Source organism: Bacillus sp. R45, assembly GCF_021729365.1.
In the GTDB taxonomy this organism is placed as follows: domain Bacteria; phylum Bacillota; class Bacilli; order Bacillales; family Bacillaceae; genus Bacillus; species Bacillus velezensis.
This window is the reverse complement of sequence record NZ_CP091421.1, coordinates 462,597-478,282: the sequence shown is the minus strand read 5'-3', so window position 1 is coordinate 478,282 and position 15,686 is coordinate 462,597. Positions and strand designations below refer to the sequence as shown.

Below are 15,686 nucleotides of genomic sequence, written 5' to 3'. Positions count from 1 at the left end.
AGTGTATCAAAAAACGGCGGAACATAAAAAAAGCAGCCTTACGATAAAAGCTGCCCGAGAATATAGGTCAAATCATCACGTCTGGATGTTGTGTACGGATGAAGTGATTTTGATATTTCTTCTATTGAGTGTCCCTGCTTTAAGCAGGTGCGGATATGCGGAACCTCAAGCCCATCCGTGTAGATGATGAATGTCGCCCCTTTTTCGTATGATGACGTATACGTTTTGTATCTTTGCGGTTTGCCTGAGAGGTAACCCGAAATCGGCAGCGGATGAAAAACTTCGCCTGATGGGGAGTGCAGGAAGAAACGGACGTTGCCGATCGAGCAGTATGTCAATTCCCTTTTGATGAAATTGATTTTTAAGATGGAGGCAGTCGCCCCTCTTTTGTTTTTCATCGCTTGATTGCAGCGCTCAATGATGCTTTCCACATCCTCATCCGCATACGTTTCCACGATGTCTTTAATGGCTGACGAGGATTCATTGGCAAGAGATCCGCTGCCGAGACCGTCCGCTACCGCGCAAACTAATTCTTCTTCATTCGCCTTCATAAAAAAGCTGTCGCCGCATATGGACTTGCCTTCTTTATTTAATTGGTATACAAGAGTTTGAACATGTTCATTTTCTTCAACCTGAATCATTACATTAGCTCCATGGAGGGATCTCCAATCAAGGCCTCTCTCAGTTTTTTCACCGCTTTCCGCTGCAGGCGCGAGACGTGCATTTGAGATATTCCGAGAATGTCCCCTGTTTCTTTTTGGCTTTTATTTTGCACAAATGTTAGATCGATAATCTGTTTTTCGCGGTCGGACAGCACATGAAGCACGCTTTTGATCATCATCTGCTGGTTGACGCGTTCGTATCCTTCCTCCTGCGACCCGACGATATCTAAAATCGTGACGGTGCTTCCGTCCGCATCCGCTTCGATGCTGTGATCGACAGAAAGCGCCTGATAGCTTTTTCCCATCTCCATCGTTTCAAGCACTTCCTCTTCTGACACATCGAGAAAGGCTGCGATTTCTTCGACTTTCGGCGACCGCTGCGTCTCTGTCGTCAGCTGATCCACCGCCATTTTAATGCGCGGCCCGAGTTCTTTAATCCGTCTCGGGACGTGTACGCTCCATGTTTTATCTCTGAGGAAGCGTTTGATCTCGCCGATGATGGTCGGAATCGCAAATGCTTCAAAGGATTTGCCGACCTCGGGATCATACCGTTTAATGGCTCCGAGAAGTCCGATCATCCCGACTTGGCGGAGATCTTCGTGAAAGCTTTTTCCTTTTGAATATTTCTTTGCCAGCATTTCGACGAGATTGGTATACACCTCGACGAGTGTTTCCTGGGCTTCTTTATTATCATGTGTTTGAAAGTCGCGTATGAGCCGATCAACTTCATCTTTAGTTAGTTTCGTAGTTTTTGATGGTTGTGCCATGATCAACTCGCTCCCCATTTAAATACTTTGTCATCGCCACGGTTACGCCAGAGTTGCTTTGAACTTTGACTTCATCCATGAGCGTTTCCATTAAATACAGACCGAGCCCTCCTTCTGACAATTGATCGACTGTGTGCGAAGGTGTGTACGGCCCGAGATCCTGCTGCTTCTGATCAAAATCAAAGCTGTCTCCCTGATCGGCGACAATGACCTCCAGCCGATCCTCAAACACACCGAACCGCACGGATACTTCTCCCTTATTTTCATCTTTGTATGCATGCTGGACAGCGTTTGTACAAGCTTCGCTGACAGCGATTTTTAAATCTTCAATGTCATCATAGGTATAGCCCATTCTGCTGGCGACTCCTGATAATGTAAGCCTGACGATTCCTACATATTCCGGTTCGGCCGGAATTTTCATCTCTATATAATCAACTGATGTACTCATTGCACGCCACCTTCTGACTTTGCCGAAATGTCGATGATGTCCTTAAGCCCCGTAATTTCAAACAGACGGACGAGCCGGTCGGAAAGATTCTCAAGCTTCAGAGAGCCGCCTTCCTTGCTCACCGTTTTAAACACGCCTACAAAAACGCCTAAACCCGTACTGTCCATATAGTTTACATCTTTTAAGCAGATTCTCATGTCCTTCCCCTCGTTTGCCAGGGGCATCAGCTTTTCACGAACCACCGGAGCTGAGTATACATCGATTTCTCCAGCGATATTGATTTGTATATCTGAAAGATTCTCCTTCATATCTACCGTTAAATTCATCGTATCACCTCTGAAAGTTATCCTTACTCGTGCTAATGGCTTTTTACCCGTGCTGCCGTTTTTTTAAACCTTTCTTTTCAAAACAATTAACGTAAAATCGTCATGAAGCTGAAAGTCCTGAAGTCTCAGCAGGCTGTCGTAAATATTTTTGACCATATCCTGCGCGGAGCAGTCCATATGTTCTTCCAGCATGCGCTGAATGTCGCTGCGTTCTAAGAAACCGTTTTCGGTACGGCATTCGGTGACGCCGTCAGAAAAAAGAACGATCATGTCTCCTTCGTTCATGTGCTGTTCATATTGGCTGTAATCAAAATCCTGGGAAATTCCCAGCACCAATCCTTTTGCCTCCAGATCATAAAACTTTTTTTCTTTTTCAGAGTAGTAGAAGCCCGGTTCATGCCCCGCAGAAGCATATGTAAATTGGTGATTTTTCGTATTGTAGTTTGCGTAAAACATGGTGATAAACATGCTTGAGTCCACGTTCTGTTCTACAACGCGGTTAAGATTTTTCAGCACTTGGGAGGGGTGAATGCCGATCTCCGGAAGAGAGTCCATGGCATACTTGATCATCGACATGCACAATGCGGCGGGTATTCCTTTTCCGATGACATCGGCTATCGCGATGTTAATCGATTCCTTGTCTTTGACAAAGTGATAATAGTCCCCGCTCATTTGCTTGGCGGGGACGCTGATCGCCCCGATATCCAGTTCTTCTTCTTCAGGAATTTTTGTGCCCAGCAGCGTCTGCTGAACATTTGCGGCAATTTCAATTTCTGAACGAAGCTCCTGCTGGATATCTCTCAGACTTTGGTGTTCCTGATAAGCCATCCCGTAGCCAATCATGACTTCTATTAAAAAATCCAGCGAATGAAAAACATCTTCCGGCAGATCCGGATACAGTTCCTTTACCACTTTTCGGTGGATGCTGATGATCTCCTCCGGAGGAACCTGATGTTCAATCGTTTTTCGGCTGAATTTTTGGGCTTGATATAAAGATGTTTCTGTTAATTCGGCTATATATCGGCTAAGCAGCTGATGATACCGCTGCTCTATAACCTCCCTGAAATCCACGTTCTAACCTCCTACCGAAGCCATTTTACGGCTTGAATCTCTGTTCCTTCCTCTGCAACAGATTGCAGGCTGAATTCGTCCATCAGCCTTTTGACGCCCGGAAGTCCCGCTCCCAGTCCGCCTGACGTTGAAAAGCCGTCTTCCATCACTTTACGGATGTCGGGGATTCCGGGTCCTTTGTCTTCTGCTATAATTTTAAGGCCTTTTTTCCCTCTGTCGTTTACTTGTTCTATGCTGACCTGGCCCTTGCCTGCATATAAGTAAATGTTTCTGGCCAATTCTGAGATAGCCGTCGTGATTCTGGCCTGGTCCACCGTGCCGAAGCCTAATTCCTTCGCAACGTTGCGGCCAAGCTGTCTGGCGGCTACGATATCCCATTCTGTCATGATTTTCACACAGGATTGGTCGTTCATCGCTATTCCCCCAATTCCCGCTTCAATGTCTCAAGCCCTTGCTCTAAATCGAGCGCCGTTTCAATTTCCTCAAGTGAGATTCCGAGTTCAATCAATGTGACCGCCACAGCCGGCTGAATTCCCGTCAATACGACCTTTGCGCCCATCAATTTAGACATGGTGATGACATCGCCGAGCACTTTCGCGATAAATGAATCAATCATGTCAACGGATGTCAGGTCAATGACGACCCCGTTTGCGCCGGTTTCATAGATTTTGTTCAGCAGATCTTCTTGAAAATGCAAAGCTGTCTGGTCGTCAAGCTCCCATTGGATGGATACCAATAAGCAGTTATACAGTTTCAGGATCGGGATTTTTGGATGTCTCACAATGTTATTCCCCCAATGAAACGATTTTTCGATTTGTCATTTCAAGCGCTGTTTGAATTCCTTTTTGAAGGGTATTCTTCGTAATAACCTGCGACAAATCAATTCCCAGATTAACGATCGTCTGCGCGATTTCCGGACGGATTCCGACGAGCAGACATTTCGCGCCGACAAGCCTCACCGCTTCTGATGCCTGAATAATATGGTGCGCCACCATCGTATCAACGACCGGCACGCCCGTGATATCAATTAATACAACCTGTGAACGGTGCTTTACGACGCCGTTTAACAGATTTTCCATAATATGCTTTGCACGCTCCGTATCAATCGTCCCGACAAGCGGCATGACCGTTACATGCTCAAATACCGGGATCAGCGGAGCCGACAATTCCTGAAGCGCGATTTTTTGCAAAGTAACCGTTTTTTCCCAGGAGATAGAATACTGATTTAAGATTTCCGTGTTGATCGGATTGAAAAAGCTGTCTATTTCCAAAATCAAATCTGCTCTGTCCTGATCGGCCATATTAAGATCGACCATCGTTTCGTAAAGCAGTTTCCAAAACTCTGACAGGGTGGCTGAAAGAAGTTTCAGCGACAGGCCGAGCTGAACGGCGCGCAGTGCGAGTTCACTGATCTGCTCTTCCGTAGCCTCGTCATTTTTTGTCGATAATAAAAGAATGTCTATATAATCTTTACAAATATTTTCACATATGTGATTCGTAAGCTGATAGTCTTCCTGATTGCCTACTTCTTTTAGTTTGGCTGTCCAAGTATCAAGCAGTTCATCATGCTGATCAATAATGAACTGATACACTTTCTGATTCGACATGGGTTTCACTGACCTCCCGACACAAAACAACAAATTTTGTTTGATTATTTCTTTATTATAGCGCTTATGTTTTTCGAAAACAAAAAAAGTTGCTCTATATGAGCAACCAAAATATGACTAAAAATCAATGAGTGCCAAACTGATTTGCAGGGCTTCATCAACCTTATCCATCATTTCATCATCCAGATGAGTTATTTTATCCGTTAATCTTTGCTTGTCAATCGTCCGAATTTGCTCCAGCAAAATAACGGAATCTCTTTCAAAACCGTAGCGTTTTGCATCAATTTCGACGTGGGTTGGTAATTTCGCTTTCTGTATTTGGGCTGTTATGGCTGCAACAATAGCAGTCGGGCTAAAGCGATTTCCGATATCATTCTGGATCACTAAAACCGGGCGTACGCCGCCTTGCTCTGAGCCAACAACAGGAGATAAATCAGCAAAATAAACATCGCCGCGCTTTACAATCAAAATGATTATCCTCCGCTGACTAAGCGCTCAACGGTCGTTTCTGCTTCGCACTCAGCATAGTGAGCCTCAGAAGAGATATTCAAGTTGATTTTCGCCATTTCCATATACCCGCGTCTCATCAAATCACGGTTATGGCGAGTTGTCCGTTCGCTGACATACGCTCTCACTGCTTGTGATATCAGTTCGTTTCTGCTTCGTTTCTCCCGCATCGCTACACCATCCAATTCAGCTACTAAGTTTTCGGGCAAGCTGATTTTCATTTCGGTTCTTGCGCTGGATTCAGACAAAAAACATACACCTCCACCAAACTTACGGATACGACCAATTCATCCATCCAGACATAATGATACCATTATTCAAACGTCAAGCAAAGCTGTTTTATAAATTCTCTTTTTCCGGATGACGGCTACTTGTTTGTATTATCTTGCAGTAAAGGATTTCTTACTTCCATTATACTCTCATTTTCCAAAAACATACGGGGAACGCGGGAACTAATGGTACAAGGGACCTCGTAATTAATCGTCTCAAGCCGCCCTGCGATTTCATCCATCGTGATCGTTTCTTCCTTCTGGCTGCCGATCAGGGTGACTTTGGTGCCCGGCGGATAAGATTGATCTAATTCGACCATCAATTGATCCATGCAGATTCTTCCCGCGATGTTCATCCGTTTGCCGCCGATCAGCACAGACGTGCCGCTCAGCTTGCGGAGCCACCCGTCTGCATAGCCGATGGGAACCGTTCCGATCCATTGATCCTTCTCTGCGGTATATGTTGCGCCGTAGCTGACGCTTTCCCCTTTGCGGATCTTTTTCACATGGGATAACACAGAGTGCAGCGCAAAAGCCGGCTTTAATTGAAACGGAATTTCGCTTTGGATGTCAGCAGAAGGACGAAGCCCGTACATACTGATGCCGAAACGAACCGCGTTAAAGAAGCCTTTTTTAAGGCGAAGTCCGGCGGCGCTGTTCGCGCAGTGCACCATCAATTCTTTTAAAGGGAGCGGAGCGATCAATGTTTTAAAGCGGTCAAACTGGAAGAGGAAATAATCTCTGTTTTTCTCATCCGCGGTAGCAAAGTGGGTGAAAACGCCTTTACAGACTAAACCGGGATTTTGGCTGAGGATTTTTAACACGCTTTGGATTTCTTCCTCCGTTTTGACTCCGAGTCTGTTCATGCCGGTATCGACTTTCAGATGAAACGGCAATGTGGCACCTCCGAGGTGGCGCGCAGCTTCCTGAAGCCATTCAACAGAATATCCCGTGAGTGTTACGTCATACTCGGCAGCTGCTTGTACATATTCGGGCGGCACGGCGCCAAGCACAAGAATCGGCGCTGTAATGCCCCGTTTTCTCAATGAAATCGCTTCATCCAGTATGGCTACGGCAAGACAAGAGGCACCCGCTTCAAGCGCGGCTTTCCCAACTTCCAAATCTCCGTGGCCGTAAGCGTTCGCCTTTACAACCGCCATGAGATGGACGTTTTGCCCGATGTGTTTTTTCATATGCGTGACATTTTCTTTAATCGCGGACAGGTTGATTTCCGCCCACGTTTCTCTGTAAAAGGATGCTGTGTTCATTCGATACACTTCCTAGCATTATTTTCAATTCATATTGTTATTATCATACTAAAATTATTCTGCAAAGTGAAATGGAATCAAAAAAGAGACCGACAGCGGCGGCCTCTTTTTTGACATTATTTTGACGACTGTCCCTGCATGCTTTTGGCGGCGGCCACCATTTCATCCTTTGTCAGATCCTGTGATGACAGAAGATAATCCACTCCGTCATATGTCCACGTTAAAGACGTATCAGATAATGCGGCCACCGTGAAGCCGAGATTAACCGGTTCGCCTTTCAGCGTGACGGCAGAGGCGGCTTTTGCGATATGGGCTTTTTCTTGAATAAGGGTGAAGGATTTTTCTCCGCCGTAAGTCATGACGATCCGTTTGCCGTCCGCCGTTGAAATATCTTTCTCTTCAAGCTTTTTGACGCCGGCCGGCACTTGAAGCGGTGTTTTGACCGCAAATGAATCAGACGGCTTGGCGCTTGTGGCGACGTCCATCTGGGAAAGCGTCATATTTTTCTTCTCGTCAAAAGAGTCTTTATCAAACGGCTTGTTGAATTCAAAGCTTTTGAATTCGACTTTTACCATCACTTTCCGGTCTGTATCCATGACTTTGACGAGCGAAGGGCTCATGTCCTTTTTGTTGAAAGTGATTTCCTGAGTCGGCAGCATTTTGTTGTGCTGATAGTTTGTTTTTGTTTCAAACGTGTACTTTTTATCTTTGGCGGAATAGACGGCGTCTTTGTCATGCTGCACGTCCTTTACAAGTGACTCAAACAAATATACTTGGCTGCTGTTATTCGGCCAGTCGCTTTGGAACCTGAAGCTCTTATTTAAAGACGGCGTAAGGACAAAGACTCCGTTGGCGTTCCGTAAAATGACTTGGTTTTGGTCTTTTTTCGGATTTTCCAGATAGACCCGGTACAGGGAAGGTTTTTTATGCCAGATTTCCACATTGTATACTTGCGGATCACTCCCCGTCTGAATGGTCATTTTGGCTTTCGCTTTGTACGAGGTGTATTCTTTCGCCTTCTTATCTAAACCGTTCACGATATCTTCCTGTGATTTTTGGCCGCAGGCCGAAAGAATAAGGACGGCAAGCAGTCCCGTTAAAAGCAAAACAAAGCTTTTTCTCACCTTTTTTCAACCCCTTCTTCTCAATTGATGTAAAGGGAAGAAATCGCTTGTTTGACTTTAACGGTACGCCCTGAACGGACGGACGCGTACCATAAAAGCCTCAAACAACTTGTCTCCCTTAATGCACTATCAAATATATGAAGGGGTTTCGGCTAATATGCAGACTAGCGTGACAACCTTTCAATCACGACCTGTGCCGCGGCGTATTCTTTTGTATGGGTAATGGAGACGTGAACCGCCGCGCCGTCCAGCTTGGCGCAGGTCAGCACCGGCTTGCCCGCCGTGTCGTTTCCGGTTTCGATATCCTGAAAGCTGAGCTCTTTGCCGATACCCGTTCCGTATGCTTTCGAAAAGGCTTCTTTTGCCGCAAATCTTCCCGCGAGAAATTCAATTTTCCTTTTGTCCGACAGCAATGTAAAACGGACGTATTCAGCCTCCGTCAATATTCTTTGCGGAAACCTCGCCTGCCGGCTGAGCATGTTTTCAATTCTGTGCAGTTCAACGATGTCGATTCCGATTCCGAAAATCATGTGAATTCCTCCTAAAAGTCCGTACTAAAAAACGGTTTATGTCATAAACGTGTTACTATATATGTAACAAATCAGATGCAAAGGGGCTTGCGATGTTTATACGTACGGAAAATTTCCAGACTTTTATCAGACGTTATCCGGCCGTCAGCTGTATCTTGGCGCTGCAGGCGTTCTTGTGGCTGTTTTTCAGTATGCCGCTTCATTCCGTCATGATGTGGTCAGATGCAGTGACCGGCTATAATTACGGCGTTTCCTCGGGAGAATGGTGGCGGCTGGTGACACCGATGTTTTTACATGCGAATTTCACTCACCTTTTGTTTAACTCCATGTCTCTCTTTTTATTCGCGCCCCCGCTGGAGCAGATGCTCGGAAAAGTCCGTTTTCTGATTGTGTACATCGCATCGGGCATTATCGGCAATATCGGCACATATCTTGCCGAACCGCTTGATTATGTGCATGTCGGCGCATCCGGCGCGATTTTCGGACTTTTCGGCGTGTATGTGTTTCTGACTGTTTTCCGCAAGGAGCTGATCGGCCGGGACCAGTCGAAAATGATTATGACCCTGCTTATCATCGCGGTACTGTCGACGTTTATCAATTCTAATATTAACATTATGGCGCATTTGTTCGGACTGGCAGGCGGATTTTTGCTTTCCTTTTTATGCGTGCAGCAAAAAAAGCGGCGGTATTAACCGTCCGCTTTTTCATATGAATACCAGCGCCCGATGCGTTCTGCATCTTCCTCGCTGACATCCTTCAGCATGACATGCTCCATGTGGTGAGCTGATTTCACTGCGGTAGCCACGGATGCGAGCCGCCTTCTTTTTTGCAGAAAGGAGCGGCTGACTTCAAACATCTGCATTCTTCTTCTCAGCATAATCGTGGTCGTCTTCCCGATCAGCCGTGTGGTGAGCTGCAGCCTGCCGCCGTTTAAGCACCATGACGCGCTCTTAAATGAGGCGTAGCCCAGCACCAGTTCGACGGGAAGCACAAGGAGCGATGCATACCCCCACGGTTTAAACAGAATACAAAGCGGAATGATCACGAAAACCGAGAAGATAACGGAGCGGAATAAATACCGGCGCAGCGCCCTTTTCGGCAAATGATTCCGGTTTTCTTCCAGTACGTAATCCGGTGTGAAACCGTTCAGCATCACAACGAGCTTTGATTTGCGGATGATCGGAAACAGAATTGTCTGAGCTCCTTCTTTCTCATTCCCCGCACTTCCGGCGCTGACAATCGCAACCGTCGCGTATCCGAATAACTGCCTGATCACATTTTCTTTAATTTTAATGGCTTGGATTTTACGGAGCGGGATGGTCACTTGATGTTTTTCAATAATTCCTCTCGTAATGACCAATTCGTGTTCCTTTTTTTCTATCTTAAAGTTGGCATGCTTGATCATCATACCGGCGATGCTTAACAGCCAGGCGATGAACAATCCTATAAAAATGATCACGGCGTATATGCCGATGCTCGCATGCTTGAGAAAAGAAAACCTGTCGTAGAGCCAGTCCATCGGAAGTACTTCATCAAGCTGAGAAAAGAGAGCGAATACCGCTGAGATGATGACACCGATCCCCCCGGATGTTGAGGCGGCCATAAGCAGCTCACCCACAGACAGGCGGTAAACGGATTGCACATCTTCCCCGCGGATCGGCTCCTGCTCCGCTGCGGTCTCCCCTCGTTCTTCTTGCTCCGCTTTTTGCTGAAAAACAGCCGCTCTGATCCGTTCCGCCTCTTCCACAGTAATGGCGGATAAGACGGCCTCTGCGTTTTTCCCGTCGCCGGCCGTTTCGATTTGAAGCTTAACAAGCTTAAAAAGCTGCTGAACGATGCCGGCACTCGTATTCATTGATTGAATCCGGTCAATGGAGATGTATCTCTTTTTCGTAAAAAACAAGCCTTCTTCAATTCTGAATTCTCCGTCCTCAATCCGGTATGTAAATTTTCTCCACTCGATCACACTTGCCGTAATCAGCCAGATAAGCAGGACAGCGAGCGCAATGCCTCCGTAAAAGCGGATGAAGTGGTTGGAATTAACAATATAGACGAGAAAAAATGGCAGAATAATGTTTTTAATGGTTTCGATAATAATATGGAATAAGTTCAAAATCACGGCCGCCGGGTGCAGACGTTTCGGTTCAGACATCATCTTCCGTCACCCTTGCCAGACGGGAAATGGAATCCCTCAGCCGGTCAGCTTCCTCCATATCAAGCGCCGGAATGGAATGAACGGTTGCCGCCGTGGAGATTTTGACTGAGGCCAGGCGGTACCTTCTGAGGAGCGGGCCTTGTGAAGTATCTACGTGCTGCACCCTCACCATCGGCACAATGACCCGTTTGACTATAAAAATGCCGGATTGAATATCAATTTCATTTTCATGGACCTCATAGCGCCAGATCCTGTGCCTGATTTTCGGTATGGCATAGACGGATATCACTGAACCGATGACCCAAATGATGCCGAGGACTCCGGTGATCCAATACGGCCAATGGAAGAAATGGCTTAAAACAGCTGCTGCTATAACGGCCAGAAGACAGAAGGCGGACAGGATGATTTCCTGAAGACGCCAGACTTTTAAGCCGCTTGGACTGATTCGATTTTTTGGCTGTGCTCTCAACATACCTACCTCCCATTTTTTATCATACATACAAATACGGCTGATTTGCAAAAAAGATTCACTTTCCGGCATATCAAAAAAAAGCGGACCCCGTAAAAGGGTCCGCTTCCTGTGTTTTAGTATGATTTTTTCTGGCGTCTGTCACCTGAAGAACGGCGGTCGCTTGAGCGTTTTTTATCGTAGGAAGAACGGTTGTTGTTTTTCCCTTTGCCGCCGCGGTAGCCGCCGCCTTGGCCGTCTCTGCGCTTAGAAGTACGCTGGTTTTTATAGCGTTTGCTGACCATCGGCGCTTCATCAGTGAGGCGTACAGGCGTGCTGTCCGGCTCTTTTGTCGCCATTTTAATGGCTGCAGCCACAACTGTCACTGCATCATGATCTTCTAACAATTCCGCAGCTGCCGTCATGTAGAAGTTCAGGTTGTTTTCGCTGATCGCCGTGCGCAGACGGTCAACCGTCACCTGCTGCTGACCTTCTAATGCTTCGTCAAGCGTCGGCTCTTTCATGCGGTCCATTTTGCGTTTTGTCGTTTGTTCGATCGCGCGAAGCATGTTTTTCTCACGCGGTGTGATAAACGTCATCGCCATACCCGTTTTTCCTGCGCGTCCCGTTCTTCCGATACGGTGAACGTAACTTTCAGGATCTTGAGGCACGTCAAAGTTGTAAACGTGGGTAACACCTGAGATATCAAGTCCGCGGGCAGCAACGTCAGTCGCTACAAGCACTTCGATCGCACCTTCTTTAAACTTACGGAGCGCTACCATACGCTTCGCCTGCGTTAAGTCGCCGTGAATTCCTTCAGCCGCATATCCGCGAAGGTTCAGCGCTTCCGTCAATTCGTCAACACGGCGTTTTGTACGGCCGAATACAATCGCAAGTTCCGGAGACTGAATGTCAAGAAGACGAGTCAGCGTATCGAATTTTTTGCGCTCCTGCACTTCCAAGTAGAACTGCTGAATGTTGGACACAGTCATTTCTTTCGCTTTTACTTTTACGTGTTCCGGCTCAGTCATGAAACGCTCTGCGATCCGTTTGATCGGCGCAGGCATTGTTGCTGAGAATAAGAGCGTTTGGTGGTCGCTCGGCACGTTTGAGAGAATGGATTCAATATCATCAATGAATCCCATGTTCAGCATTTCATCAGCCTCGTCCATGACAACCGTGTTCACGTTGTTTAAACGGATCGTGCGGCGGTTGATATGGTCAAGAAGACGCCCCGGCGTACCTACGATGATATGCGGGTTTTTCTTCAATGCGCGGATCTGACGTCCGATATCCTGACCGCCGTAAATAGGCAGCACTTTCGCACGCTTATCTTGTCCGATTTTATATAACTCTTCAGATACTTGAATGGCTAATTCACGGGTTGGCGCGATTACGATTGCTTGAATATTAGGAGACTCGGGGTTCATTTTTTCAACAAGGGGTATACCGAACGCAGCTGTTTTACCTGTACCTGTTTGCGCTTGTCCGATGACATCTTTATTTAAAAGTCCGAGCGGAATCGTTTGTGCCTGAATCGGTGTTGCTTCTTCAAATCCCATACGATTGATTGATTTCATGAGATCAGAACTTAATTGGAAATCTTGAAACGTTATAGTCAAATTATTCAAACTCCTTCTGATTGCTGTTTCAGTAATGTCGTGATTTACCACTAAAAACTGCCCTTTCATCCAAAGGACAGGATCATACGTATACAAAGCCCGAATTACTTTACGTTTAATCTTACCATTACACTATGTGTTTTTCAATAAGGCGAGATGGTCAGGCGGCCGGAAGCGGCCTGACCGGATTCTTCCCGCAAACGAGGCCGGACCCCGCGCCGGACGGGATTTCCCAGCCGGCGGCCTTTCTTTTTCATACGGACAGAATTATTTCACCCTGAATTAGTTTCTTCATTTTTGTATATTTTTATAATGCTGATCAGTATTTTTTCAGTTCTTCTCTAATAAATCTTTAACGATTTCTTCGAGCTTCATACCTCTCGATGCTTTAAACAGAAGGAGATCGCCGGAAGCGGCCATATCCTGTATGGCGTGAAGCAGTTCTTTTTTGTCGAGATAATGGCTGACGCGCCCTTCTTCAAAATGCCGGCGCGCTCCGTCTGCGATGAATGCGCCGAGTGTGCCGTAAGTAAATACATGGTCAATTTCCGCCGGATTGATCGCAGCTCCGCATTCTTCGTGGAATGCTTTTTCTTCATCACCGAGTTCAAGCATATCACCGAGCACGAGCATTTTCTTCCGATAGCCTTTCATCGTTTCGATTAATTCGACCGCCGCTTTCATTGACGTCGGGCTCGCATTATACGCGTCGTTTACGATCGAGATGCCGTTTTCCGTTTTAACCAGTTCCAATCTCATCCCCGTCACCTTCAGGCGGCTCAGTCCCAGAGCGGCATTTTCCGGCGTAATGCCGAAATAGATGCCGGCGGCGTATGCGGCCATGGCATTCATCACATTATGTCTGCCGAGAACCGGAATAAAGAAAGAACGTTCGATCCCGTCGATACTGAAGTACGTGCCTTCTTCCGCCTGTTTTATTTCTTTCAGACGGAGATCATTGTCAGCGCCTGCGCCGTATGTCGTTGTCCGGCAAGTGTACGCCTTTTCGCGGAGCAGCGGCTCATCCCCGAAATAAAACAGAACGCCGTCTTCCCGAAGTCCGTTTATAATTTCAAGTTTCGCCTCCGCAATTCCTTCTCTTGAGCCTAAATCCTGCATGTGGGATTCGCCGATATTGGTAATGACGGCAGCTTCCGGTTCAGCAAGACGGCTCAGAAAATCAATTTCGCCTCTCGCGCTCATTCCCATTTCTAAAACGGCGATTTCTGTATCTTCAGGCATGGCAAGCACGGTCAGCGGCAGGCCGATATGGTTGTTGAAATTGCCGGCGGTTTTGTGAACACGGTACTGAGTACTGAGAACGGCGTGAAGCATGTCTTTCGTTGTCGTTTTTCCGTTGCTCCCGGTCACCCCGATGACCCGTGTGCCGAGTTCTTTCAAATAAGCTTTCGCCAATGTCTGCAGCGCCTCCAGCGTGTCATCGACAAGGATGACGGCACGCTCTTCCGGCGGATTCGGTTCAGAGCGGTCCCACAACACCGCGGAAACGCCTTTTTCGAATGCTTGCGGCACAAAGGTATGGCCGTTAAAATGCTCGCCTTTTAAAGGAATGAACAGCTGATTTTTTTCCAAAGTCCGCGTATCGGTTGCGGCGCCCTCAATCATTGTTTGTTCAAATACAGGGTTTGTCAGTGTGCCTTTGACCATGTCGGCGATTCGTTTTACAGTTCGCTTTATCAAAGGTGGCACCTCGCTTTCTGAAAATGTTGTCTGTTACGGGAAAAGACACTGCCCCTTCAGGCAGTGTCCGTCTTCATTAAAATGTATGTTTAATCAGCTGTTTTTCGGCATGGCGTTCTTTTGCCAGCTCAACCAGCTGTTCGATCAGATCACTGTAATCTACGCCTGCTTCTTTCCAAAGCAGCGGGAACATGCTGAATGGCGTAAAGCCCGGCATTGTGTTCACTTCGTTAATGAGCACTTGACCGTCATTGGTCAGGAAGAAATCGGCGCGGACAAGGCCTGATCCGTCAATCGCTTTGAAGGCTTTAATCGCCATCTCGCTGATTTCCGCATATTGTTCATCCGTCACTTGCGCGGGAATCATTAAATCCGTGTCGCCGTCTTCATATTTCGCTTTGTAATCGTAAAAGTCGGTTTTCGGCGCGATTTCACCGACGGCGGAACATTTCGGTTCGTCATTTCCGAGTACGCCGATTTCGATTTCTCTGCCGGCGATTCCTTCTTCCACCACAATTTTCCGGTCATACTCAAAAGCCAGTTCGAAGGCTTTTTCAAGCTCTTCGCGATTTCGGCATTTGCTGATTCCGACGCTTGACCCGAGGTTCGCCGGTTTGACGAAGCACGGATATCCCAGCTTCTCTTCAACCTGCTGTAAGCAGCTGTCCGGCGTCTGTTTCCAGTCCTTTTTTAAGAAAGCGGCGTACTTCGCCTGCGGAAGCCCCGCTTGAGCGAACAAATGCTTCATGATGACTTTATCCATGCCGGCTGATGATGCAAGCACTCCGTTGCCGACATAAGGAACGTTCAGCAATTCCAGCAGTCCCTGAATGGTGCCGTCTTCACCGTTCGGTCCGTGCAGAAGCGGAAATACGACATCGATCGGCGCCTTTTCGTCAGGCGACGCTTCAGGAAACATTTCCCGGTTCAATGCTGATAGAGCGAAACTTTCACCGTTTTGTTCCAACTGAAGCATTTTCACGTTGGAAACCGGCTCAGTCAGCAGCGGGCCTCTTTGCCATTCTCCTTTTTCAGTGATGTAAATCGGATGTATATCAAACTTCTCAGTATTAAGCGCTTTTGTTACAGCTAATGCTGTCTGCAGCGATACATTGTGTTCGGCTGACTTTCCGCCGTACACCAATCCTAGACTTGTTTTCAATGGATATTCCCCCCACAAC

Annotated in this window: 19 protein-coding genes; 1 reads left to right on the top strand and 18 read right to left on the bottom strand. The window is 47.0% G+C overall.

Features of this window, described 5'->3' with window-relative positions:
• Window positions 1–38: 38 nt before the first annotated feature.
• The 13 genes from L3V45_RS02460 to acpS form a co-directional block, all read right to left on the bottom strand.
• Window positions 39–641, bottom strand: a complete 603-nt coding sequence (locus tag L3V45_RS02460; RefSeq protein ID WP_003156170.1) for a phosphoserine phosphatase RsbX — start codon at window positions 639–641, stop codon at window positions 39–41.
• Window positions 641–1,429 carry an RNA polymerase sigma factor SigB gene (gene sigB, locus L3V45_RS02455; RefSeq protein WP_003156171.1) on the bottom strand — a complete coding sequence of 263 codons (789 nt, stop codon included), beginning with the start codon at window positions 1,427–1,429 and terminating at the stop codon, window positions 641–643. Before sigB ends, L3V45_RS02460 begins: the two co-directional genes overlap by 1 nt.
• Window positions 1,395–1,877, bottom strand: a complete 483-nt coding sequence (gene rsbW, locus L3V45_RS02450; RefSeq protein ID WP_003156173.1) for an anti-sigma B factor RsbW — start codon at window positions 1,875–1,877, stop codon at window positions 1,395–1,397. Before rsbW ends, sigB begins: the two co-directional genes overlap by 35 nt.
• A complete protein-coding gene (gene rsbV, locus L3V45_RS02445; protein ID WP_003156176.1) occupies window positions 1,874–2,203 on the bottom strand; it encodes an anti-sigma factor antagonist RsbV in 330 nt (109 codons plus the stop codon). Before rsbV ends, rsbW begins: the two co-directional genes overlap by 4 nt.
• A gap of 63 nt (window positions 2,204–2,266) precedes the next feature.
• Window positions 2,267–3,274, bottom strand: coding sequence for a PP2C family protein-serine/threonine phosphatase (locus tag L3V45_RS02440; protein WP_025853725.1), 1,008 nt, complete (start codon window positions 3,272–3,274; stop codon window positions 2,267–2,269).
• Window positions 3,275–3,285: 11 nt separating this feature from the next.
• Window positions 3,286–3,687 carry an anti-sigma regulatory factor gene (locus L3V45_RS02435; RefSeq protein WP_003156178.1) on the bottom strand — a complete coding sequence of 134 codons (402 nt, stop codon included), beginning with the start codon at window positions 3,685–3,687 and terminating at the stop codon, window positions 3,286–3,288.
• 2 nt (window positions 3,688–3,689) lie between these two features.
• Window positions 3,690–4,055, bottom strand: coding sequence for an RsbT antagonist protein RsbS (rsbS, locus tag L3V45_RS02430; protein WP_003156180.1), 366 nt, complete (start codon window positions 4,053–4,055; stop codon window positions 3,690–3,692).
• A 4-nt stretch (window positions 4,056–4,059) separates the two neighbouring features.
• Window positions 4,060–4,881: an STAS domain-containing protein gene (locus tag L3V45_RS02425; protein ID WP_003156182.1), complete on the bottom strand. Its 822-nt coding sequence runs from the start codon at window positions 4,879–4,881 to the stop codon at window positions 4,060–4,062.
• Between the two features lie 117 nt (window positions 4,882–4,998).
• Window positions 4,999–5,349 carry a type II toxin-antitoxin system endoribonuclease NdoA gene (gene ndoA / locus L3V45_RS02420; RefSeq protein WP_003156187.1) on the bottom strand — a complete coding sequence of 117 codons (351 nt, stop codon included), beginning with the start codon at window positions 5,347–5,349 and terminating at the stop codon, window positions 4,999–5,001.
• Between the two features lie 5 nt (window positions 5,350–5,354).
• Window positions 5,355–5,636, bottom strand: a complete 282-nt coding sequence (gene endB / locus L3V45_RS02415; protein ID WP_003156188.1) for a type II toxin-antitoxin system antitoxin EndoAI — start codon at window positions 5,634–5,636, stop codon at window positions 5,355–5,357.
• Between the two features lie 119 nt (window positions 5,637–5,755).
• Window positions 5,756–6,925, bottom strand: a complete 1,170-nt coding sequence (gene alr, locus L3V45_RS02410; RefSeq protein WP_003156189.1) for an alanine racemase — start codon at window positions 6,923–6,925, stop codon at window positions 5,756–5,758.
• A gap of 116 nt (window positions 6,926–7,041) precedes the next feature.
• On the bottom strand, window positions 7,042–8,049 hold the full coding sequence (locus L3V45_RS02405) for a LolA family protein (RefSeq protein WP_003156191.1): 1,008 nt from the start codon (window positions 8,047–8,049) through the stop codon (window positions 7,042–7,044).
• Window positions 8,050–8,213: 164 nt separating this feature from the next.
• A complete protein-coding gene (gene acpS / locus L3V45_RS02400) occupies window positions 8,214–8,579 on the bottom strand; it encodes a holo-ACP synthase (protein ID WP_003156192.1) in 366 nt (121 codons plus the stop codon).
• A 92-nt stretch (window positions 8,580–8,671) separates the two neighbouring features.
• Here acpS and L3V45_RS02395 point away from each other — a divergent pair, with 92 nt between their 5' ends.
• Window positions 8,672–9,271 (top strand): rhomboid family intramembrane serine protease, encoded by a 600-nt coding sequence (locus tag L3V45_RS02395; RefSeq protein WP_003156193.1) that lies wholly within the window; start codon window positions 8,672–8,674, stop codon window positions 9,269–9,271.
• Here L3V45_RS02395 and L3V45_RS02390 read toward each other — a convergent pair.
• From L3V45_RS02390 to L3V45_RS02370, 5 genes are all read right to left on the bottom strand, one after another.
• Window positions 9,268–10,734 carry a PH domain-containing protein gene (locus L3V45_RS02390; RefSeq protein WP_003156194.1) on the bottom strand — a complete coding sequence of 489 codons (1,467 nt, stop codon included), beginning with the start codon at window positions 10,732–10,734 and terminating at the stop codon, window positions 9,268–9,270. The two genes, L3V45_RS02395 and L3V45_RS02390, sit on opposite strands and share 4 nt — an antisense overlap.
• Window positions 10,724–11,203 carry a PH domain-containing protein gene (locus tag L3V45_RS02385; protein WP_003156195.1) on the bottom strand — a complete coding sequence of 160 codons (480 nt, stop codon included), beginning with the start codon at window positions 11,201–11,203 and terminating at the stop codon, window positions 10,724–10,726. Before L3V45_RS02385 ends, L3V45_RS02390 begins: the two co-directional genes overlap by 11 nt.
• A gap of 116 nt (window positions 11,204–11,319) precedes the next feature.
• Window positions 11,320–12,804, bottom strand: coding sequence for a degradosome RNA helicase CshA (cshA, locus tag L3V45_RS02380; protein ID WP_003156196.1), 1,485 nt, complete (start codon window positions 12,802–12,804; stop codon window positions 11,320–11,322).
• Between the two features lie 330 nt (window positions 12,805–13,134).
• Window positions 13,135–14,505 carry a UDP-N-acetylmuramoyl-tripeptide--D-alanyl-D-alanine ligase gene (locus L3V45_RS02375; protein WP_003156198.1) on the bottom strand — a complete coding sequence of 457 codons (1,371 nt, stop codon included), beginning with the start codon at window positions 14,503–14,505 and terminating at the stop codon, window positions 13,135–13,137.
• 76 nt (window positions 14,506–14,581) lie between these two features.
• A complete protein-coding gene (locus tag L3V45_RS02370; RefSeq protein ID WP_119891452.1) occupies window positions 14,582–15,667 on the bottom strand; it encodes a D-alanine--D-alanine ligase in 1,086 nt (361 codons plus the stop codon).
• Window positions 15,668–15,686 lie beyond the last annotated feature (19 nt).

Coding starts and splice junctions, on each gene's coding strand:
- rsbV (WP_003156176.1), bottom strand. CDS start 2,203: ATGAATTTAACGGTAGATATGAAGGAGAATCTTTCAGATATACAAATC.
- acpS (WP_003156192.1), bottom strand. CDS start 8,579: ATGATTTTCGGAATCGGAATCGACATCGTTGAACTGCACAGAATTGAA.
- rsbW (WP_003156173.1), bottom strand. CDS start 1,877: ATGAGTACATCAGTTGATTATATAGAGATGAAAATTCCGGCCGAACCG.
- sigB (WP_003156171.1), bottom strand. CDS start 1,429: ATGGCACAACCATCAAAAACTACGAAACTAACTAAAGATGAAGTTGAT.
- L3V45_RS02395 (WP_003156193.1), top strand. CDS start 8,672: ATGTTTATACGTACGGAAAATTTCCAGACTTTTATCAGACGTTATCCG.
- L3V45_RS02425 (WP_003156182.1), bottom strand. CDS start 4,881: ATGTCGAATCAGAAAGTGTATCAGTTCATTATTGATCAGCATGATGAA.
- L3V45_RS02435 (WP_003156178.1), bottom strand. CDS start 3,687: ATGAACGACCAATCCTGTGTGAAAATCATGACAGAATGGGATATCGTA.
- L3V45_RS02390 (WP_003156194.1), bottom strand. CDS start 10,734: ATGATGTCTGAACCGAAACGTCTGCACCCGGCGGCCGTGATTTTGAAC.
- alr (WP_003156189.1), bottom strand. CDS start 6,925: ATGAACACAGCATCCTTTTACAGAGAAACGTGGGCGGAAATCAACCTG.
- L3V45_RS02460 (WP_003156170.1), bottom strand. CDS start 641: ATGATTCAGGTTGAAGAAAATGAACATGTTCAAACTCTTGTATACCAA.